The organism is Pontiella sp. (genome assembly GCF_041622395.1).
GTDB lineage: Bacteria > Verrucomicrobiota > Kiritimatiellia > Kiritimatiellales > Pontiellaceae > Pontiella.
Map to the genome: position 1 here is coordinate 1 of NZ_JBFJYW010000022.1, position 20,157 is coordinate 20,157.

General features: G+C 60.3%; 20 protein-coding genes and 1 pseudogene. 10 read left to right on the top strand and 11 right to left on the bottom strand.

Annotated features, from left to right (window positions below; all coding sequences use genetic code 11):
* Together ABYO54_RS02350 and ABYO54_RS02355 are read right to left on the bottom strand one after the other, a co-directional pair.
* Positions 1-233 (bottom strand): annotated as a pseudogene (locus ABYO54_RS02350) (biotin attachment protein); the annotation flags it as partial.
* 31 nt (positions 234-264) lie between these two features.
* The gene (locus tag ABYO54_RS02355) at positions 265-495 is read right to left on the bottom strand and encodes an OadG family protein (RefSeq protein WP_372806517.1); all 231 of its coding nucleotides are present in this window, start codon (positions 493-495) and stop codon (positions 265-267) included.
* 133 nt (positions 496-628) lie between these two features.
* On the opposite strand from ABYO54_RS02355, the gene ABYO54_RS02360 reads away from it, so the two are divergent.
* The 3 genes from ABYO54_RS02360 to ABYO54_RS02370 all read left to right on the top strand — a co-directional run bounded on the left by ABYO54_RS02360 (position 629) and on the right by ABYO54_RS02370 (position 2,597).
* Positions 629-1,354: a biotin--[acetyl-CoA-carboxylase] ligase gene (locus ABYO54_RS02360; RefSeq protein WP_372806519.1), complete on the top strand. Its 726-nt coding sequence runs from the start codon at positions 629-631 to the stop codon at positions 1,352-1,354.
* 122 nt (positions 1,355-1,476) lie between these two features.
* The gene (locus ABYO54_RS02365) at positions 1,477-1,920 is read left to right on the top strand and encodes a 3D domain-containing protein (RefSeq protein WP_372806521.1); all 444 of its coding nucleotides are present in this window, start codon (positions 1,477-1,479) and stop codon (positions 1,918-1,920) included.
* Between the two features lie 110 nt (positions 1,921-2,030).
* On the top strand, positions 2,031-2,597 hold the full coding sequence (locus tag ABYO54_RS02370) for a hypothetical protein (RefSeq protein WP_372806523.1): 567 nt from the start codon (positions 2,031-2,033) through the stop codon (positions 2,595-2,597).
* Between the two features lie 159 nt (positions 2,598-2,756).
* Here ABYO54_RS02370 and ABYO54_RS02375 read toward each other — a convergent pair whose 3' ends face one another.
* Positions 2,757-3,149: a hypothetical protein gene (locus ABYO54_RS02375; RefSeq protein WP_372806525.1), complete on the bottom strand. Its 393-nt coding sequence runs from the start codon at positions 3,147-3,149 to the stop codon at positions 2,757-2,759.
* 263 nt (positions 3,150-3,412) lie between these two features.
* Entirely contained in the window at positions 3,413-4,843 is a 1,431-nt protein-coding gene (locus ABYO54_RS02380; protein ID WP_372806527.1) for an MATE family efflux transporter, read from the bottom strand.
* Positions 4,844-5,136: 293 nt separating this feature from the next.
* On the opposite strand from ABYO54_RS02380, the gene ABYO54_RS02385 reads away from it, so the two are divergent.
* Positions 5,137-5,349 (top strand): hypothetical protein, encoded by a 213-nt coding sequence (locus tag ABYO54_RS02385; protein WP_372806529.1) that lies wholly within the window; start codon positions 5,137-5,139, stop codon positions 5,347-5,349.
* Between the two features lie 105 nt (positions 5,350-5,454).
* Here ABYO54_RS02385 and ABYO54_RS02390 read toward each other — a convergent pair whose 3' ends face one another.
* The 3 genes from ABYO54_RS02390 to ABYO54_RS02400 are packed head-to-tail and all read right to left on the bottom strand — an operon-like array spanning position 5,455 to position 8,562.
* Positions 5,455-7,173 carry a CotH kinase family protein gene (locus tag ABYO54_RS02390; RefSeq protein WP_372806531.1) on the bottom strand — a complete coding sequence of 573 codons (1,719 nt, stop codon included), beginning with the start codon at positions 7,171-7,173 and terminating at the stop codon, positions 5,455-5,457.
* 14 nt (positions 7,174-7,187) lie between these two features.
* A complete protein-coding gene (locus ABYO54_RS02395) occupies positions 7,188-7,889 on the bottom strand; it encodes a polyphosphate polymerase domain-containing protein (RefSeq protein ID WP_372806533.1) in 702 nt (233 codons plus the stop codon).
* Entirely contained in the window at positions 7,882-8,562 is a 681-nt protein-coding gene (locus tag ABYO54_RS02400) for a DUF4956 domain-containing protein (protein ID WP_372806535.1), read from the bottom strand. Before ABYO54_RS02400 ends, ABYO54_RS02395 begins: the two co-directional genes overlap by 8 nt.
* Before the next feature lie 333 nt (positions 8,563-8,895).
* On the opposite strand from ABYO54_RS02400, the gene ABYO54_RS02405 reads away from it, so the two are divergent.
* The 5 genes from ABYO54_RS02405 (at position 8,896) to ABYO54_RS02425 (ending at position 14,383) form a co-directional block, all read left to right on the top strand.
* Positions 8,896-10,638: a thiamine pyrophosphate-dependent enzyme gene (locus tag ABYO54_RS02405; RefSeq protein ID WP_372806537.1), complete on the top strand. Its 1,743-nt coding sequence runs from the start codon at positions 8,896-8,898 to the stop codon at positions 10,636-10,638.
* Between the two features lie 326 nt (positions 10,639-10,964).
* Positions 10,965-12,374 carry a glutamate synthase-related protein gene (locus ABYO54_RS02410; protein WP_372806539.1) on the top strand — a complete coding sequence of 470 codons (1,410 nt, stop codon included), beginning with the start codon at positions 10,965-10,967 and terminating at the stop codon, positions 12,372-12,374.
* Positions 12,375-12,454: 80 nt separating this feature from the next.
* Positions 12,455-12,910, top strand: a complete 456-nt coding sequence (locus tag ABYO54_RS02415; protein WP_372806540.1) for a Fur family transcriptional regulator — start codon at positions 12,455-12,457, stop codon at positions 12,908-12,910.
* A gap of 1 nt (position 12,911) precedes the next feature.
* Complete coding sequence (gene rbr / locus ABYO54_RS02420) at positions 12,912-13,487, top strand: rubrerythrin (RefSeq protein ID WP_372806542.1); 576 nt, start codon at positions 12,912-12,914, stop codon at positions 13,485-13,487.
* Positions 13,488-13,708: 221 nt separating this feature from the next.
* Positions 13,709-14,383 (top strand): hypothetical protein, encoded by a 675-nt coding sequence (locus ABYO54_RS02425; RefSeq protein ID WP_372806544.1) that lies wholly within the window; start codon positions 13,709-13,711, stop codon positions 14,381-14,383.
* A 236-nt stretch (positions 14,384-14,619) separates the two neighbouring features.
* Here the strand turns inward: ABYO54_RS02425 and ABYO54_RS02430 are convergent, their stop codons facing one another.
* The 4 genes from ABYO54_RS02430 to ruvC all read right to left on the bottom strand — a co-directional run bounded on the left by ABYO54_RS02430 (position 14,620) and on the right by ruvC (position 18,761).
* Positions 14,620-16,407, bottom strand: a complete 1,788-nt coding sequence (locus ABYO54_RS02430) for an aminopeptidase P family protein (RefSeq protein ID WP_372806545.1) — start codon at positions 16,405-16,407, stop codon at positions 14,620-14,622.
* A 30-nt stretch (positions 16,408-16,437) separates the two neighbouring features.
* Positions 16,438-17,349 (bottom strand): sugar phosphate isomerase/epimerase family protein, encoded by a 912-nt coding sequence (locus ABYO54_RS02435; RefSeq protein WP_372806547.1) that lies wholly within the window; start codon positions 17,347-17,349, stop codon positions 16,438-16,440.
* A gap of 80 nt (positions 17,350-17,429) precedes the next feature.
* Positions 17,430-18,170 carry an acyl-[acyl-carrier-protein] thioesterase gene (locus ABYO54_RS02440; RefSeq protein ID WP_372806549.1) on the bottom strand — a complete coding sequence of 247 codons (741 nt, stop codon included), beginning with the start codon at positions 18,168-18,170 and terminating at the stop codon, positions 17,430-17,432.
* A 78-nt stretch (positions 18,171-18,248) separates the two neighbouring features.
* Positions 18,249-18,761: a crossover junction endodeoxyribonuclease RuvC gene (gene ruvC, locus ABYO54_RS02445; protein ID WP_372806551.1), complete on the bottom strand. Its 513-nt coding sequence runs from the start codon at positions 18,759-18,761 to the stop codon at positions 18,249-18,251.
* A gap of 272 nt (positions 18,762-19,033) precedes the next feature.
* Between ruvC and ABYO54_RS02450 the strand changes: the two genes are divergently transcribed.
* Positions 19,034-20,157: endonuclease/exonuclease/phosphatase family protein (locus ABYO54_RS02450; RefSeq protein WP_372806553.1), on the top strand; the 1,124-nt coding region annotated here is incomplete at its 3' end.

Here is a 20,157-nt window from a genome sequence, read left to right on the forward strand (position 1 = left end):
TCGGGGCCGGCGGCGGCGCGGAACTTGTCCATCATGTCGAAGGCGGACTCGTTGCAGTAGAAGAAAGGAGCCTGGAAGCGCGCGCCTCCGCCCGCTTCGAAGTGGGTCTGTCCCGCTTCCACGCAGGCCTTGACGGCGGGCAGGAAGTCTTCGGTCAATACGCGAGCGCCGTATACGGACTGGAAGCCGTCGCGGAACGCAGTGTTCATGATATGAATTGTTTTTTTAGCCACGATTTATCTCCTAGTTATTAAATAAAATTGGTTATCCGCGTTTGGCACGAATGGCCGCGAGCGCGACCGCGATTTCTGCCGACGGATCGACCGCCGCCGTCGCCTTTTTGGGAGCCGCTGCCGGCGCTTCCGGGAAGAGGTGAGCGAATTTTCTGAAGAATGCCGCCGAACCATTCATGGCTTGGATCATCAGAACGAGGAAGGCAAATACGGTAGCCATACCGATTACCATCAGGGTTACGCCTTGCATTAGAAGTTCCATCTTTTCGATCTCCTTGATTTTGGTAAAATGAGCGGCATGTATATTGAATTTGCTATGGCATGCCTAGCGTAAAAAGGCGATTTTATTAGTGTTTTCCTAATAGCATCCCGTCTAAACAGTGGAAAAATATCGAATGGAATTCAACATTGAATGGCATGACCGGCTCGGGTCGACAAACGCATGCTTGAAGGAGCGTTTATTACAGGGTTTTGAAATCCCCAGCGGATTGATCATTGCGGCGCGGGAGCAAACCGCTGGGCGGGGCCGTTCCGATCGGCGGTGGCTCAGCGCGCCCGACACCAATTTGTGCTGCTCCATATATATAGGAACGGCGGCGGAATTAAGAGCCGTCCCCTCCCTCACCATGGCCGTCGCGCTCGCCGTTGCCGAGTTGCTCAACGCATTGGATATCGCCGCCGCCCCCAAATGGCCGAACGATGTGCTCGTCGGCGAAAAGAAGATTTGCGGCATTCTATCCGAGCGGGTGGAGCACCGGGGAAACGCCGGCATCGTTGTCGGCATCGGGCTGAATGTGAACATGACCTCGGAGGAGGCGGCGGCGATCGACCGTCCCGCCACTTCGATGCTGATCGAAGGCGGTCAGGCGCACGAGCCCGCCAGCGTGCTCGAAGCGCTGTTTCCCCGGCTCGACCACTGGATCGGCGCGTGGCAAAGCGGCGGCTTTTCGGCCCTGCGCGAAACGTGGACGCAAAAGGCGGGGCCGATCGGCAAACCGCTCTGCGTCCACGACGGCAGTATAAAAAAGAGCGGCACCCTAGCCGGGTTCGGCGACCACGGCGAACTACTGCTCCAAACCGAATGCGGACTGGAAACCATCTGGTCGGGAGACGTTTCATGACAAATCTTTTTTTCACCACGGAGCAACGGACGCCCGGAGAACCCAAAAAGCGCGGCGGCGCTGTGCCTTCGGCGACAAGCGACGCGCGGAGCATAAGCAAGGTGAAGCTCAACCGGGTGGTTATGAATTCATTTTGCGCGTTCGTTGCCGTGGCTTTGCTGAGCGGGTGCGCGACGAGCGGGAAGCGGTACCGGATTCCGAAAAACCAGCAACCCGAAGTCGTAAACATGGAAACGACGGGCTACTGCAAGTGCGGCAAATGCTGCGGCTGGAAGCGCAACTGGAAGTTCGAGCCCGTCGTCGCCTACGGCCCCAAAAAGGGCGAACCCAAGGCCGTCGGGGTCACCGCCGCGGGAACCAAGGCGGACTGGGGCACGATCGCCGCCGACACGCGCTACTATCCCTTCGGCACCATCATGTATATCCCGGACTATGGCTGGGGCCGGGTCGAGGACATCGGCGGCGCCATCAAGGGCATGCACATCGACCTCTTCTTCCCCTCCCACAAGAAGGCCCTCCACTGGGGACGCCAACGCAAACAGGTTCAAGTCTGGAAACCGAATTAGGACCATCCAGCCATTGCGGCAACGGATCAGGGGGCCTTGAAATCTCAAAAAAAAACATGCGGCGGCTTCAGCGATGCGCTAGGGTTTCCGCAACTATCAAGGAGAACAACATGAAACGAACACTGGTTTTTATGCTCGCAGCAACCGCAATCTCGGCGAACGCCGGATTGCTCGACAAAGACGAAAACGGCAACTTTGCCGCCATGGCCGACCTTTCGGAAAAGGCCGACGCCGCAAAGGTCAGCGCTTCGAACGAATGGGCGAAGGCCAGCGCAATTTCCAAGGAGACCTACGCCAAGGCGATCGAGGAAACCAAAAAGGCCATGGCCATGCTCAACGTCAAGGCCGAGGACGTGCAGGCCAACCTCGGCCTCTCGGCTGCGGATCTGAAGGCGCAACTGGAAAACTTCAAGGCGGAAAAGCTGCTCGCCTATGCCGGGGAATACCAGAAGTTGCTGGAAACCACCAAAACCAAGGTGGCCGACTACGGCGCGCAGGTGAAGGAACTGAAGTGGACGCAAAAGTTCACCGCCAAGGGCCGGGCGCTCAAGGGACAGCTCAAGGACTACCAGGCGCAGCTCGACACCCTGAGCTCCCAATACGGGGTCTACATCGACAAGCTCAAGGCCATGGGCATCAACCTCTCCGACTACGGGCTGGAGAAGGACGCCGAGTAAAGCCGACGGGCATCCGGCATGAGGCAACAGGGCAACCTGTTGCCTTTTTTTGTCTCAGCCTCCGATAACGCGGAATGCATCGGGAGCTTGCGCGGCAACACAAAACGCGCCCACCCGGCGGGGCAGACGCGTTTGGCTTTCCTATCATCCGACCAATGGTCATTTAAGATAGATGTCGCCTTCGACCGATTGATAGTCACCGGGAATCGTTCCGGTCATCCTCAAGGTGCCGACCGAAGAATCATAGGCTTCGATAACAATGCTGTTGCCAGAGATGGTCATCGACATGCCGGAGCCCAAATCATAGTAGCCATCTTCCAAGTCGCTAAGATCTCCGGGCATTTCGAATGACACCGACTCCGATTCACCGTCGATGCTCACAGTCAACTGCCAGGTTTCTTCGCTAACCTGGTACATGCTCCACGTACCGACCCAGTCGCCGTCTCCATCATCGTCACCGCCGCATCCCGACAACCCCACGAGGCAAAGTGCGCCGACCACCATAACCACCAGTTGCTTTGAGAGCTTCCACCATTCTGTTTTGAGCTTCATTCCCATCTCCTTGTATTTCTTGCCACCCTTGTTCCGTTCAATCCGGCATCCGAATCCCGGCCAACACCCATCGGCCGATGGAGCCGACATACTCCTCATTGCCCTTTTATAAAAGACTATTAACAAGAAAGTTTTAGATTCCAACTTCGACAAAAGGCGTTGCCGTCGGACGCAAGGAGGAAGTGGCGGTGGATTCGATTTCGTGGGTCGCGGATTGGCAACGCCGATGCCGGCCCGCAACCGACCGTTGATGGGGCACGGCGCTACAACCGTGTCGCCAGCGCATCCTCGGCTTCTTCCACCAAGGGGGCGCGGCGATCGAGCAGATCGATGCTTTTCCAGTGCCCGGAGCGGAAGCGCAGCATGAACCCCAGGCCGAGAATCAGGATGTAAAGCAGCGTCCAGATCCAGCTGACGTACACGTTGAGCTTCAGCACTTCGACAATCACAATCTGGCCCGTCACCAGGAATCCCCAGGCGACGGAGGATTGATAATACAACACGAAGTGCGTATCGCCGGCGCCCTTGAGCGCGCCGGACAAAATTAGGGCACATGCGTCGCCCACTCCCCAGACGGCGAGTATGGCGAGCAGAATGCGGACGACCCGGAGCAGCTCGTCGAACGGCACCGAGCCGGCGGCATTGCCCTCGAACACATTCACGTAGACCCCGGGAAACAGCAGGAACGAAAGGCCGACCAGCACAATGTAGCCGACGCCGATCTTGAGCGCGAGCCAGCCGACGCGCTCGGCATAGTCGGGCTGGTTGCGGCCCAGGTACTGCCCCACCAAAATGGAAGCGGCCATGCCCATGCCGATCATCGGCATGAAGGCGATCAGGTTGATGCTCAAGGCAATGTTGCTGGCGATGTGCGCGATCGGCCCCAACTTGCCAACGAGCAAAACGAACGCGGTGAACGCGCCCACGTCAAGAAACCAGTGCACGCCGGAAGGCAGGCCGAAGCGGATCATCCGCTTGAAAAGGCCGGGATCGAACCGCAGGTTTTTAAGCGTTTGGAATTCGGCGATGGCCGGTTTCGAGAAATAGAGTAGCGCGAAAATGAGCGGACTGATCCACGAGCCGATCACGGTGGCCCAGCCCGCCCCGGCGATGCCCATTTCGGGGCAGCCCCATTTGCCGAACACGAAGCAATAGTTCAACAGGATGTTCAGCCCGTTGGCGGCAATGTTGCAGGCCATGATGACGAAGGTCCTGCCGCGGCCGGAAAAGAAACTGCTCAAGGCGGAACTGAGCGTCATGCCGCCGCCGCACCAGATGATGATCTTGAAATATTGCTCCTCCAAGGCGAACACCTCGGGTCCGTGCCCGCTGAGGCGCAGGAACCACAGCCCGACGGGGGCCAGCGCGAGGATGCAGGGGATGGAAAGCAGGGCGAAGAGAATGCCTTGGGCGGTCGCCCGCGCGCACCCCTGCTTGTCGCCCGCGCCCCACATCTGCGCCACGAAGGTATTGGTGAACCCGGCCAGCGCCATGAAGCCGCACACCAGCGAGAAAAACAGAATGCCCGCCGGCAGCGACGCACGGAATTCCGCCTCGCCATACCACGAAAGAAAGAGACGATCGCAAAAATTCAAGACGGCAAACGTACCCGAGTTGATGATCAACGGCCAGGCGATCTTCAGCAGCTCGCGCCAGCCGCCAAAGGGGCGGGAATCTGGGGTGGGAAAATTCATAGGGCGCGCAATCTACGCCGGTTCCCCGCCCTATGGAAATCAAAAGCATGGCTCCATAAAGAAACCCACCAAAGCCGTTCCGGCCGGAATCCCGTTCCCGGCCCCGCCCGAACCCGGGCGGCGATGGTGCGCGGCACAGGACGGCAAACCGCTTTAATCTGCAAAAAAAGATCTGTCACATTTCGCGCGAATGTGCGAATAAGGGCATCTGTCCGATGCGTCCGCGCAACTCGGTGCGTTCGGAGCACGGCGCCCGTATGGAAAAGAAGCAACAACCCACAAGGAGCAGTAAGATGAAAAGAATAATGAGTATTGCCGCGATCGCCCTCATGATGGCCGGAAGCACCGCTCTTGCGTGCGACACCTGCGGGTGCCAGGCCAAGAAGACCGACAAAGCCAAAACCGAATGCGAAGCCTGCAAAAAGGAAGGCAAAGCCTGCAAGGCCTGCGAAGCCAAAAAGGCCGAAGCCGCAAAGAAAGCCGAATGCGCCAGCTGCGCCAAATAGATTGAGCCCGCCATGAAAAAAGCCTCTCCGCAACGGAGGGGCTTTTTTCGTTATGATGCAACGCGGACAGTCGCGCCCACCCCAAAACGCAATCGGAGCCAGGCGCTATTCCGCGTCCGGCGTTTTCCCGGTTTGTACCGCTTGGATCGCGGGCTGTTCCAGCAGGAAGGCGCGGCGCTTGGCCGCAAAGCCGAGGAGACCCTCGCCTTCGGGATCGAGGTCCACCTGCTTGCAGTAGGCTTCATAACTTTCGAGCTTGCGCGTATCGTCCCAAACCTCGGCATCGAGCAGTTGGTCATACTCGGCGATCATGGGGCCGAGCACGTCGGGATCGAGCCACTGCTCGGCGATCTCTTTCACGTACCGGAGGTATCGGGTGCGCAGCTCGGGAACCGCCAGCAGACGCGATGCGAGCGGACGGTCGGCGCGCTCGGCCGAAACCAGCGGATCCAGGGTGGTGCCGCCTTCGTCGTGGCCGCCCCCGCCGCCGGGTCGGCCGCCGCCCCCGAACGATATCGCCTCGTTCGGCCGGTCTTCGCCGTTGCCCAACGCCGGCATGTTTGCGAACGGCGGAGGCCCTCTGCGGCCGCCGCCCGGGCCGCCGCTCTCGTCCATGAGGGTTTCGTTGTAGTCGTAGGGCAGGATGTGGAACATGCCGTCGGGATGGAGATAAATCAGATAGTCGCTCGCCCGGGTCCAATAGCCGTCGCTGTTGACCAGCGCATTCTCCAGCGCGAGGAACCGCAGCACCCCGTCGAGATTCAGCATGGTGCCCAGCTCGGATTCCAGATGCTCGGGCTCGGCGGCATCCAGCGCTTGGCAGAGGAGGATCAGGCTAACCCACGCCCGCAGGTCCTCCTTGGATTTGAGTTCATAGATTTCCCGATAGACATCGAGCTCTTCCCCCATGTCGTTCAGGGAGCCGCGGGCGTTGGGGCTGCCCGGCACCTTCCAGCGGTAGCCCTTCTTGGTGTCGAAATGCTCCTTGAGAAAGGTTTTATCCTGCTGTTGCTGGTTGACGTAGATGCCCCAGCTTTCGCCGTTGACCACCACCCGCACCCAGTTGGACTGCGGCATGGGAAGATAGTTTTTGCCAATCTCGCGGGTCAGCACCGTGCGCATGAAGCTCGCATCGCCGTTGGCATTGAGCAAATTGAGGTTGCGGAATCCGTACAGCTTTTGCTTGGCGTCGGCCAGGTCCATCGTCAGCGCGAACGAGCGTTTCGAGCCCCGCTGCACCATGTCGTATGACGAGTTGCCGCGGAAGTTCACCCCGACGTTCGGATAGGTTCGGCCGTCCACGACGAGCGTCGCCGGCACCTTGACGTCGGTGTAGCGGAAAACCTCCAGTTCCTCTTCCCAATCGTCGTTTTCGAAGGTCAGGAAAAAGGTGCGGAGGATTCCGGTATCGTAGAGCCCAGCGTCCGGATAGATCTTCACATCGTCCGGCGTCAGGGCAAGCCCCGCTTCCGGAGTTGCCTGGGTGCCATCGGAACCACCCATGTTCGGCGGACCGCGGCGGCGCTGGGATCCCTGAGCACTTACCGCCTTCTTCAATGCCACCCGGGCCACGGCGCGCTCTTCGAGGTTGAGCCAGCCGTCGGCGTTGCGGTCATAGGTCGACACGATTTCTTGGGTCGGCCGCGAACCGGGCCCGCCCCCCCGACCACCGCCGCCCCTGCGGCCGCCTTCGGGCGGTTCCGGTCGCGACTGTTCCTGCGCGCCAAGCGGCAGCGGGCCCGCCAGCATCGCCAGCAGGCAGCCCCATCGTGCGGCCTTCAGCCACCCTTGGGCCGAGGGTTTGGATGTTCGTATCGTGGTCATTCTTCTTCCTTGGATTAGGGCGAACCGGGGTGAAGCCGCCGGACGCCCTCGACATATTTCGAGCAGCGGGAAATCCGGAACGGGAGCCGGTTGACGATGGCGGCGGCCTGCGGCGCATGGTCGGAAGCATATTTCAACTCCACGACCAGGGTTTGGACATCGCGGACCGGATGGCCCAGCGGGCGGGCGGTGTTGCGCGGATCGAAATACTGGAGCTTCGTGTCGAGCGTCAGCCGCACCAAGCCGTCGGCGCTGAGATAGTAGCGGCGCGCATAGCGGTTCACCAGACTCGGCCGCCGCAACTCCACCGCCGCCCGCACTGCGGCAGGCGCCTGCAAGGTGTTGAGCACGGAACGCAGGGCATCGGCATCCGCCGCGTGGTTCAACGCGAAGTCCGCCACCGGATAGCTCTCTTTGCGCCCCACCGCGCCGCGCTTGATTTTAAGCTCCAGGGTGGCGCGAGCGATTGGACCGTCCAACGCCCCATACCACCGGATCCGCGTCTTGCACCGCGAGGTGACCCCCTGCACGTGCTCGAAATAATCCGCGCGCCCCAGGGTGTCGAGATAAAGGTTGTTCACTTCGCGCGGCGGATAGACTTCGCGGAAGCCGGCCGGATGCATCCGGATCCGGAGCTCGACCGAGGCCGGATCGGTGCCGGGCGGAAGCATCTTGCGTTCATACCGCCATTCCGGTTCTGAAAGTTTCTCACGCATTTTGCTCATCCAGACAGGATATTTCGATATCGGCGCAGCGCGCCCGCAAACCTACGGCGGCTTCCTGAAGCTGTTCGGGGCGGTCCATCTTCACCTGATAGGACGCACAAAGCCGGTGGGGGCCTTCGTCGAACCGCCGGACGGACGCCTTCATGCCGGCTTTGGTCAGTTCTTCCAGGATTTGAACCGCCGACAAATCCTGCGGAGCGGGATGGGTGATGGTCAGGAACAGATTGGCGTCGACGATGGGTTTGCGGCGCAGGTCGCGCACCGCCATCATGGCCAGAATCACCACCAGCGCCACCGTCGTGATCAGCCCCTGCCCGGCTCCCATGCCCAAGCCGATGGCAATCGCCAGAAACAGAAAGGCCAGCTCTTCGGGCTCCTTGATCGCCGCGCGGAAACGCACGATCGATAGCGCGCCCACCAAACCCAGCGACAACGCCAGCGACGACTTCACGATGCTGATGATCAGCGTCGTGGTGACGGCCAGCGGCAGAAAGTTGTGCGCGAACTCGCGGCGGTTCGACATCGACGAGCCGAACCGGATATAGGCGCGGGCCAGCAACCAGGCCAAAAGGGCGGCGGCCAGCAGGCCCACAACGACCTCCGGCAGGGAATCGAGGGCGGCGGGGTTCCAGAACGAGTCGGTCAGCGTTTGTTTGAGATCCATGGGGCTCCTTTATATTTTCCTGGCGCTTTCACCCCTTGCAACCCGGCAGACCTCGTCGCGAGTTGCAGGAACAAATGGCCAGCATCACCTGCAATTAAAAACACTCCGCAAGACCGAAAAGACCCTGCTTCCAATTTATGGAAAGGATCAATAGCACACCCAACCTTAAGCCAACCTTAAGCCCGCCGTTTTTTTTCACGAATCGCCTCATCGGACGTTTGGGGGCGGACGGTGTACTTAGATGAAATACCGATTATTCGGTCGGTCATTTCCCCCTCGCCTTTCGCATGCGCCTCCAATATAGGAAACATTCTTAGTGTTGGAGGAGGCGAGATGGCTTGGAAATGCAACGTTTGCGGTTACATCCACGAAGGCGACGAACCGCCAGAAACCTGTCCGGTCTGCGGCGTACCCGCTTCCGAGTTCACCGAGATCCCCGCCGAAACACCTGCCGCAGCACCCGCGATTGAGCAGAACGTCTCCGACGTGATGGTGCAGACCATGATCAATTGGGGCGTGACCCACGTGTTCGGCATGGTGGGCCACTCCAACCTCGGGCTGGCCGATGCGATCCGCAAACAGTGCGAAGCCGGACAGCTGAACTATATCGGCATCCGCCACGAAGGTGCCGCCTCGTTCGCGGCCTCGGCCTTCGGCAAGCTGACCGGAAAGCCCGCCGCCTGCCTTTCAATCGCCGGCCCGGGCGCAACCAATCTACTGACGGGGCTGTGGGATGCGCGCATGGATCGCATCCCGGTCCTGGCGCTGACGGGGCAGATCGACACGCAGGTGCTCGGTCCCGGCGCATTCCAGGAGGTGGATCTGGCCGCCGCCTTTTCGAGCGTCGCGTGCTGGAGCCAAACCGTGCTCGACACCAGCAACCATGCGGAGCTGATGAACCTCGCGCTGAAAAACGCCATCCTCCAGCGCGATGTCGGCCATCTGATTTTCCCGAACGAGGTACAAACCCTCCCGGCCCCGTCGCCAACAGCCGGACGCCCGGAAGGACGGTTGCCCAATCTGGAAACCGCGCCGCCGAAAGCGGCGGTCGACCAGGCGATGGCGTTGCTAAACCAGGCCGAGCGCCCGGCCATCATTGTCGGCCATGGCGCGCGGTTCAAGATGCCCGCCATCCGAACGCTCGCCAACGAGCTCAACTGCCCGGTCATCACCACCTTCAAGGCCAAAGGCCTCATCCGCGACGACGATCCGCTCGGGTGCGGCGTGCTCGGCCGCAGCGGCACGCTGGTTTCGGCGCACTTCATGAACGGCGCCGACCTGCTGGTCGTCTTCGGCGCATCGTTTTCGCAACACACGGGAATCAATCCCGACCTTCCAACGATCCAGGTCGATCTCGATCCGATCACGCTGGGAAAATTCCATCCCGTAACGGTTCCCGTGGTCGGCGAGATCGGCATGACCGCCGAGCTGTTCCACCAACGGCTCGCGTCGCCCGCCGCCACCGACCGCCGCCGGGAAATCGCCGACAAGAAAGCGGAATGGAAGGCGGAAAAAGCCAACCGGGCCGCGAAACACCAAGACCGCGGACTCAACTCGGCGGAAATCTTCGAGGCACTGGGAGCACTGATTCCCGAAAACGCGGTGATTGCGGTGGACGTCGGCAACAACACCTATTCGTTCGGGCGCTATTTCGAGAGCAAGGGCCAGCCCGTTTTGATGTCGGGCTATCTCGGATCGATCGGCTTCGGTTATCCCGCCGCCCTGGGCGCGTGGGCCGCCGCGCCCGACCGCCCCATCGTCGCGATCACCGGCGACGGCGGCTTCGGGCAATACCTGGGCGAGCTGTGCACCGCGGTGAAATACAACATGAACATCACCCACATCTTGCTCAACAACCACGAGCTCGGGAAGATCTCCCTCGAACAGGTCACCGCCCATATCCCGGTCTGGGAGACGGGGCTGAGCAATCCCCGTTTCGCGGAGTTCGCCGAGATCTGCGGCGCCAAGGGTTTCAAGGTCGAAACGCGTTCGCAACTGGCGGACGCCGTCGGCGCCGCGTTGGCCGTCGAGGGCCCCGCGCTGGTGGAAATCATCTGCGACCCCGAACTGATCTAGCCTGATCTATTCATAAAAATGGATGGGAATGGGGTGAACATACCGGGCTTAAGGTACATATGGTTTTTTGTTTCAAAAATTTAGTCCCATCCATTTTTACCGGAGGCGCGGCGATTTCACTTCGTCAACTTCGTTGCGAAAGGCTTGCGGCAGGCTGCTACAGCGGCACCTTTCGACGCCTGGTTGCCAAAGCAAACTCGGCGCGTGAATAATTCAGGCTAGCGGCCCGTTATTAGGATTAGATCCTAAATAGGACCTTCCATAAACAATGGTTTTACAGCGGACATCAAGACCCCTTTAATCATCGACTTTCGAAGGATTACGATATGGCAACCTATGTATGCAGCGTGTGTGGATTCGAGCAGATCCAAGCGGGCGAGCTGCCCGACGATTGGGCCTGCCCGGTCTGCGGCGCCGCCAAGGCGCTGTTCGAGCTGAAGCCCGACGGAAGCGCCCCCGTCGGCCACTCCACCAAGCTGATTCCCCGCGACGAAAAGAAGATTGAGCCGGATGGCGATTACCTCAAAAGCTGGGAGCGCCCGACCGACGCGACCGAAGGCTGGATGAAGGATATCCACGAAATGGCGGTGACGGGCCATTCGGTTTATGAACCGATGCGCACCAAACTCCCCGTTGTTTCGTGGGACGACATCCTGCTCAAAGGGGCGCAGCTCAACCCCATGCCGCTGGCGCACGATGCCGCAGTGAACACGAAAACGGTCATCGGCGCAACCGCGGCCAAGCCGATGGAGCTGGAGACGCCGCTGATGGTTTCGCACATGTCGTACGGCGCACTCTCCAAAGAGGCCAAGATGGCGCTGGCCAAAGGCAGCGGCCTGGTTGGCGCGGCCATGTGCTCCGGCGAAGGCGGCATTTTGCCCGAAAGCCGCGCGCTGGCGCACAAGTACATCTTCGAATACGTCCCCAACCAATACAGCGTGAACGAGGAAAACCTCAAGCGCGCCGATGCCATCGAAATCAAGATCGGCCAATCGGCCAAGCCCGGCATGGGCGGGCATCTGCCCGGCGAAAAAGTCACCGCCGAAATCGCCGCCGCCCGCGGCCGCGAACAAGGCCGGGAGATCGTCAGCCCCTCCACGTTCGACGACATCCGCACGGCGGCAGACCTCAAGGCGAAGGTCGATTGGCTGCGCGAGCTGTCCGGCGGACGCCCGATCGGCATCAAGTTCGCGGCGGGCCACCTCGAGGCCGACCTGGAGTTTGCCTTGGCGGCCGGGCCGGACTTCATCACCATCGACGGCCGGGCGGGCGCAACCGGGTCGGCCCCGAAATACATCAAAGCCGCCACCTCGGTTCCGACCATCTATGCGCTGCACCGCGCCCGGAAATTCCTCGATGCGCACCCCGCCGAGGTCGCGCTGATCATCACGGGCGGCTTCCGGGTCTCGGCCGACATGGCGAAGGCACTGGCCATGGGCGCCGACGCCGTTGCCCTTGCCAGCGCGTCCATGATGGCGATCGGTTGCCAGCAATACCGCATGTGCAACACGGGCCGCTGCCCGCTCGGTATCGCCACGCAGGATCCCGCATTGCGCGCTCGGCTCAACATCGATCAATCGGCCCGGCGACTCGCCAACTATTTCACGGTCTGCACCGAAGAGCTCAAAACCTTTGCGCGCATCACCGGGCACAACGACGTGCATGCGCTGAGCGTGCGCGAACTCTTCACCACCAACTCCGAAATCGCGAACCACACCAACATCGAACATGCATAGGATTTCCAACAGAAGAGCGCAAAGCACGCTAAGAAAACAACCCTCCTTCGCGACCTTTGCGGCCTTCTGTTAAGCAAGAGATGAATTCGATCGATCCAATTGAAGTGGAAGCCCGGCTGGAGCGGCTGACGGAAGCCTGCCGCGCGGCGGGCCTGCGCATGACGCACCAGCGGATGGAAATCTTCCGCGAAGTGGCGCAGACCGGCGAACACCCCGATGCCGACACCATCTTCAAGCGCGTACGCGAGCGCCTGCCGATGGTCTCGCACGATACGGTCTACCGCACGCTGGCCTCGCTCGAAGAGATGGGGCTGGTCAGCCGGGTCGACCCCATCTGCGGCCGCGCGCGCTACGACGCCAACCGCGACGAGCACCACCATTTTATCTGCCGCGAATGCGGAAGCATTTCGGACCTATATCTGAACGACGAGCCCGTCCTCCCGGCGGGCATTGAAAATCTCGGCGAGGTCGTGAGCCTGCACGTGCAGGTTCGCGGCGTTTGCCTAAACTGTAAAAAAACCAACCAAGGAGCATAACATGCCGGAACTCAAAGGATCCGAAACCGAAAAGAACCTGATGAAATCATTCGCCGGGGAATCCCAGGCGCGCAACCGCTACACCTACTACGCGTCCGCCGCGAAGAAGGAAGGCCTGGTGCAGATTTCCGCGATGTTCGCGACAACCGCGGAACAGGAAAAGGAACACGCCAAGCGCTTCTTCAAACAGCTCGAAGGCGGCCTGTGCGAAATCACCGCGGCCTTCCCGGCCGGCATCATCGGCACCACCGCCGAAAACCTGAAAGCAGCCGCTGACGGTGAAAACGAAGAGTGGACCGAGCTCTATCCCGCATTCGCGGCCAAAGCGCGTGAAGAGGGTTTTGTGGCCGCTGCCGTTATCTGGGAAAAAATAGCAATCGCCGAAAAGCAGCATGAAAAACAGTACCGCGATCTGCTGAAAAACCTCGAAGAAGGCAAGGTCTTCAAAAAGGACGGTGTTGTGATCTGGCAATGCCGCAACTGCGGCTTCATCCACGAAGCCGAAGAAGCCCCGGCCATGTGCCCGGCCTGCGCACACCCGCAGGCGCACTTCGAAGTGCTGGCTGAAAACTACTAAGCCGCGACGAACGTCACGGCCTAAAGCCTAATAGACCAACGTCAAAGGTCGCCATTCCTTCGGGATTGGCGACCTTCGACCTTCAGACCTTCGACGGATCAGACGCCGATCCCACAAAAAACCTTTTTTTTGGGCACGCAACCTGCATCTAGTACATTTTACTAGTATCAACTGCGGCAATAAAAACGGCGTTTCAAGGCACGGGCCTTGTTCAAAGGGGTATGATGGATCACTTCAGGGCACTGAAACTGAGCGAGGGGCAATGCGATAACGGGAACGATATCCCGTTCGGATTGGACGGGGATCCCTTTATCGAGCTGGTGCGATGGAACCAAGAAAAGCGGGCCGTTGCCAAAATCCACAAAAAATGCCTCCAACGATCCATCCGCCACCACTTCACCCAATGGGATCGGCTGGTTTGCATGCGACTCAACCAACTGGGAGCGGCAATGACCTGCGGTGGGCGCTGCATGTGGCTCGCGGCGCACTACCGGAAGCTTTGCAAATATGATTTCATTTGGTCTTTGCTCAAGAACAAGGCGAGGTACCGGATTCTGCGCAAACCCAACGAGGGCACATGGGATTTGCAATTATACAATGTGGCCGGCCGCAACTACGCCTCCAGATATTCCGCGACGGTCCGGTTCCTGCTGAACGACAACCAGGTGCCAATCGCGTTCCACCTCACCCGCGGAAACGACAACAAGGTTTTTATAACCCAGTCGCTCAGCCAGCGCGAATTTTCGGAGGTATTACTCGCCCACTTCAGCTACATCTCCGCCGGGAATTCGCTGGAGGACGATCTCGATCAACTCAAGTTTCTGCACGAAAACGCGATGATTTCGACACCGGTTTATGCCGCAGAAAGAAAGCAATTGATCCTGAAAAAATCCTGAGGCAAAGCTCTACGTCCTCCCGCGGGAATCCACCCTCAAGACCATTCGGAAGGAAGCTCGCCTGCGGCTCCTGTTCACGTTGTTCTGCGCCCTCTTGATTGCAGCCATCCTGCTGTATGCCCGCAAATTTTCGCAGACGGCACATCTACCCACCCAGCCCGCGAAAGGAAACGAGCTCCTCCTTCGCAGCCACTAGTCCGCATGGAGTCATCGCTCGTTCTTGCGCCCGAGCCCCATTACCCGATCGGCGCGGTTTTGGTTTCGAGCCAGGCGACCTCTTCGTCGGAGAGGTGCGGGGCGAGCTTTTCGCAGACGGTTTGGTGATAGGCGTTGAGCCAATCGATCTCCTTTTGCGACATGATTTCGGTCAGAAGCGGCGCGGTATCGATCGGGAAGAGGGTCATCGTATCGAAGCGGTAGAAGACGCCGCACTCGGTTTCGCGATCGGCCTTGACCACCACCATGTTTTCGATGCGGATGCCGTGGAGGCCCTCCTTGTAGACGCCGGGCTCGATGGTGACGACCATGCCGGGTTCGAGCGGGGCCTCGTGCCGCTTGAACTGGCTGAAGCCCTGCGGCCCTTCGTGCACGTTGAGGTAGCAGCCGACCCCGTGCCCGGTGCCGCACTTATAGTCCAGCCCGCGCTCCCATTGCGGCTGGCGCGCAAGGATGTCGAGGTTGGTGCCCGCGGCGCCTTTCAGGAAGCGCGCGGAAGACAGACCGATGACGCCCTGAAGCACCAGCGTGTAGTCCAAGCGCTGCTCCTCGGTCAACTCGCCGAGTGCGAACGTGCGGGTGATGTCGGTGGTGCCGCCGAGATACTGCCCGCCGGAATCGATCAGATAAAACCCCTTCGGCTCCAGCGTCGCGCAGCCGTCGGGCTTGGCGGAATAGTGCATCATCGCGGCGTTCGGGCCGTAGGCCGAAATGGAATTGAAGCTCAGGTCAAGGCAGTCGGGCTGGCTCAACCGGAGCTGCCCCAGATATTCCTGGGCGGCAAACTCGTCCGTTCCCTTGGCGACGGCCTCCTCTTCGAGCCATTTCCAATAGCGGACCATCGCGGCGCCGTCGAGCTCCTGCACGGTTGCCCAGTTGCCGAGCTCGGTCTCGTTCTTGCGGGCCTTCGGCAGATCGGTCAGGTCGCTGCCGGTCACGACCTTGCACTTGACCTTGCGGCGGAGGCTGGCGCTGACGCGCTCCTCGCAGAGATAGAGCGTGGACTTTTCCGGCAGGGCGGCCAGCGCCTTGGCGGCGGTGTTGTAGGCCACGACGGCAATCCCGTTTTCGGCCAGCCCCATGCGGGTGGCTTCATCGATCTTGGCTTCGTCGACGAACAGCGTGGCGGACTCTTTTTGCACCAAGGCATAGGCCGTAACGAGCGGGCAGCGCGGCGTATCGTTTCCGCGGATATTGAAGAGCCAGGCAATGTCGTAGAGCGGCGCAATGAAGGTCGAGTCGGCCTCCTTATCAACCAGCGCCGCGCGGATCTCCTGGAGCTTGTCGGCGGCGGAGCGGCCGGCATATTCGACCGGATAAAGCCGGACCGGATCGGTCGGCAGCGCCGGGCGGTCCTTCCACAAACCGGAGACCAGATCCAGATCGATGACGAGCCGGATGTTCCGTTTCTTGAGTTTCGCCTCCCACTGGTCGGCCTGCTGGGCGGTCAGCAACCGCCCGTCGATGCCCACCGCGCCGCCTTCCGGCACGTTGTCGCGCACCCAGTCGATCAGCTCGGGCACGCCGTCCATCCGCTCCTTGAAGAGATCGATGCCGGACCCTTTCAACTCGATTTCGGCCTGGATGAAATAGCGCCCGTCGGTCCAGAGGCCCGCCTTTTCCTTGAGGACGACCGCCGTGCCGGCGGAGCCGGAGAACCCGCTCACCCACGCCCGGCTGCGCCAGTGCGGATGGGCGTATTCGGTCTGGTGCGGATCGGCGCTCGGGACAATATAGGCATCCAATTTGTAGTGCTCCATCGATGCACGGAGTTGGCGGACGTTCTCTTTGGCGGTGTTTTCTTTCATGGGGTTCCTATGGCTGGTTGATTTGAGTTGCTAAAGCATGGCGATGGCGCGTTCGATCAGCGCCTTGGTTAATAAAATTCCTTCGGTGGCACCGGGCGTGCCGCCCTCCCACTCGACGCCGACATAGCCGCGGTAGCCCGCGTCGGCCACGATTTTCATGATGCGGAAGTAATCCTTCGTAGTTTCGTTGCCATGGGCATCGAACGCATGGCTCTTGGCGCTGACCCCCTTGGCGAACGGCATGAGTTCCTGCATGCCCTGGTAGCGGTCGTAGGTCTCGCCGCTCTTGCGGTTGATCGTGAAGTTGCCGAAGTCCGGCAGCGTGCCGACCGTCGGGCGGTTGACCCGTTTCATGACGCCCGCCAGCCAGGCGCCGTTGCTCGACAGCCCGCCGTGGTTTTCGACGATGACGTTGAGGCCGTAGGGCTTCGCGGCGTCCGCCAGCTTGGCCAGGCCGTCGGCGGCGAGTTTTTGCTGCTCTTCGAACGAGCCGGCGCTGCCGGCGTTGACGCGGATCGAGTGGCAGCCGAGCTGCGCGGCGGCGGCCAGCCAGGGCTTGTGCTTTTCGACCGTCGCGATCCGCTTCGCTTCCTCGGCTTCGCCGACGCGGCCGCAGCCGTCGCACATGATCAGCACGCTTTCGACGCCCACGCCCTCGGCGCGCTTCTTGAGCTCGTTGAAGTGGGCCTCGTTGCCCTCTTTGCCGAAGTAGAAGGAGTTGACGTATTCCACGCCGCCGATGCCGCAGGCGTGCTGGGCATATTCGGCGAAGTCGAGCGGATCGAGTTTTTCGGCGCCGGCTTCTTTGCCCCAATGCAGATTGCGGACCGACCACTGGGCCAGCGAAATCTTGAAACGGTCCCGCCCCGGTGGCAGGGCGCCAGCAAATGCCCCGATGCCCGATGCCGCCGCCATGGCGGCGATGAAATTCTTGCGATTCATTGCGTCCGTCCGATCGTTGAATGAAGGCCTGAATGTAGCCGATTGCAACGAACGATTCCAACCCGAATCTGAAATTCGCCTCAGCGTGCCGCCCACACGGAGCGCGCGCGGAAGAGTTCCGCGTCGTTGGCCCGAATGCCGTGCTCGAAGATCCGCGGTTCAATTTCGTTGCAGCAGACGGAGACCTGATGGCCATAGACCGCCTCGGCCAGATAGTTGACCTCCAAGGACCGCAACACATGGGTTTGATGGAACTCCGGCGGCAGGCCATCGAGCATCCATTCGATGTAGCGGACATTGTTGACGTGCCCGTTTTGGTCGAGGTCGCCGTAGCGGACGGGCATGGATTCGCCGCCTTCGCAACCGCAGCTTTTCAGGCGGCCGAGCTTTGCGTCGAACAATCTGCCGCCGATGGGATATTCCGCCGTCGTCCACCAGTCCGGGATCATGCGCTCCCGCTTCTGGATATCGATCACGAACCAGGCCGTGCCGGCCTGCATCAGCCGCCGTCCGTCGCCATCGGCGATTTCGAAGTCGCGGTAGAAGAAAAGGCGGTCGCGGCTGGAGGGCCAGGTGCGCAGCCGGATCGGCTCGCCCCATTTCGGCAAACGCGCCACTTCGATCCGCATCCGCGCCAGCACCCACGAGATGCCCTGCTGGGATAGTTGCGAATGCCCCACCCCGAGATGTTCCGCATGTAGATAGGCCGCCTCCTGCATGAACCGGCAAAAGGACGATAGCCGGGCCACACCGCTTGGATCGACTTCGTAGGAGCGGATAACGTGCTCCGCCTTCCATTCGCTCTTCACTTGATCAGACATGGGAAAATTTAACCACAAAGGCACGAAGAGCACCAAGTGTCGCAAAGGGGTTTTTTCGAGTTCTTTGTGTCTTAGTGGTTAAATGGTTTTGGCCTGCATTTCCGGCGGGAGGGCGAGCTGGTGGTGGTGGCAGATGGCGATGGCGAGCGCATCGGCGGCATCTTCCTGCGGCGGCTCTTTGAGGTTGAGCAACCGCATGACCATCCGGGCCACCTGCGACTTGTCGGCGGTGCCGGTGCCGACGACGGCCGACTTCACCTTGCGCGGCGTGTGTTCGGAGATGGTGAGCTGCTGAACGGCGCAGGCGGCGATGGCCGCGCCGCGCGCCTGCCCCAGCACCATGGCGGTTTTGGGGTTCTTGGCAAAGAAGGCCCCCTCGATCGCCGCGCAATCGGGCTTATGATCTTCGATCAGGTCGGAGATGGTCTTGTAGATGTTTTCCAGACATTCCGAATGCGGCACCTTGGGTTTGTTGAAAATCCGGCCATAGGCCAGCGCCCGCATCTCCGCGCCCCTCACCTCGATAATCCCCACGCCCGTCGAACGCAACGACGTATCGATCCCCAAAATCCGGACTGTTTCTTTCGCCATAACCCATTCATCTCCACGACTCCGCACCAATATCCAGCAAGAGCCGATGCGTGTCAATTCGTGTCCAGTCGGGGTTTCAAAACCGTTCATTCGCCCGCAGCCATCGATACGACGGCACGTGCGCCTGCGTTGCGCGCCGGCTCCGGTTGAATGCGCTCGATTTCCGGCCGCCGCCACGGGCAAAAAGGCGCCGTATCGCGGAATATTAAGTAGCGAATTTGCTGTATACCCCGCCTGTCATCATGGAAACATACCGGCATTTTGGAGGTCATATGAATAAGCGAGCCATCATTGTATTTGCAGGATTGTTAACCGTTTCGGCCCAGGCGGCGCTGACGTGGACCGGCGGAGGGGACAAGATTTCCCTCTATCAGGAAGCCAACTGGGTAGACGACGCAGGAAGCACGCCCGCGGCCAATACGATTAATAGCGCCGCGGATGTGTCGGCGGATACCGGTGCGGAAAAGCTGATCGAGATTTCGTCCGGGTCCGGCACGCCGTCCGCTGCCGGCGGATATTTTAAGATTGGCAACAACAGCCTGACGGTGTCCGGCGGGAAAGCCCTGAAAATGACGGCGACCGGGGGCAACAACGGGTGCGTGATTTCGACGTGGCAGGGATCCGACCAAGTGCTAACGGTGTCCGATGGAGCGACGGTGTCCGGCGTCGACCTCAGAAACTTTACGAGGGTTATTGTCGACGGCGGAACAATTACGCTGACGGGAAGCTTTTCGGGGGCGCAGTCCAGCTTGACGCAAGGGATTTCCATTTCCAACGGCGGGTCGGTTACGGCGGCCAATTTCGGGCTGATTTACGATGAAGCCATCACCGTGGACGGCTCCAGCTCGCTGACCGTGACGACGGCGTCAACCGCTCCCTTCGCCAGCGTCGAGCTGGAGGTGGGCGCAAAACTGACGTTGTCTTCGCGCGATTATTTCACCACCTATGCCGCCAACATCTTCGTCAACGGCGTCTCCTATGCCGACGACAACTCGATCCTTTCATTTGTGGGAGACACCTCCACCGCGTTTGCCGGGGTCGACGTCGCGCCGGAGCTGAGCATCATCACCTACAACGTCCATGGGGGCAACGGCGACCCTGAAAACAACATCCAAGCCTTCCGCGATGATTTTATGAACGACGAAGACGTTCTTTGCTTCCAGGAAGTTGACTATGGCGATTGCTGGAATGCCGTGACGAACGTTTTTTCAGACTATCCCTACTGGTACCGGACGAAGAACGAAATCACGTTGTGGTATAAGAGCGGCCAAACCTCCATCGCCATTCTCTCGAAATATCCGTTTCTCACCACCGCCGAAGAGCTGATCCAAACCGATCCGACGTACGACAAATGGCAGCGCCACGCCCAGCATGTGACCATCCAGCTCGGGCAAGA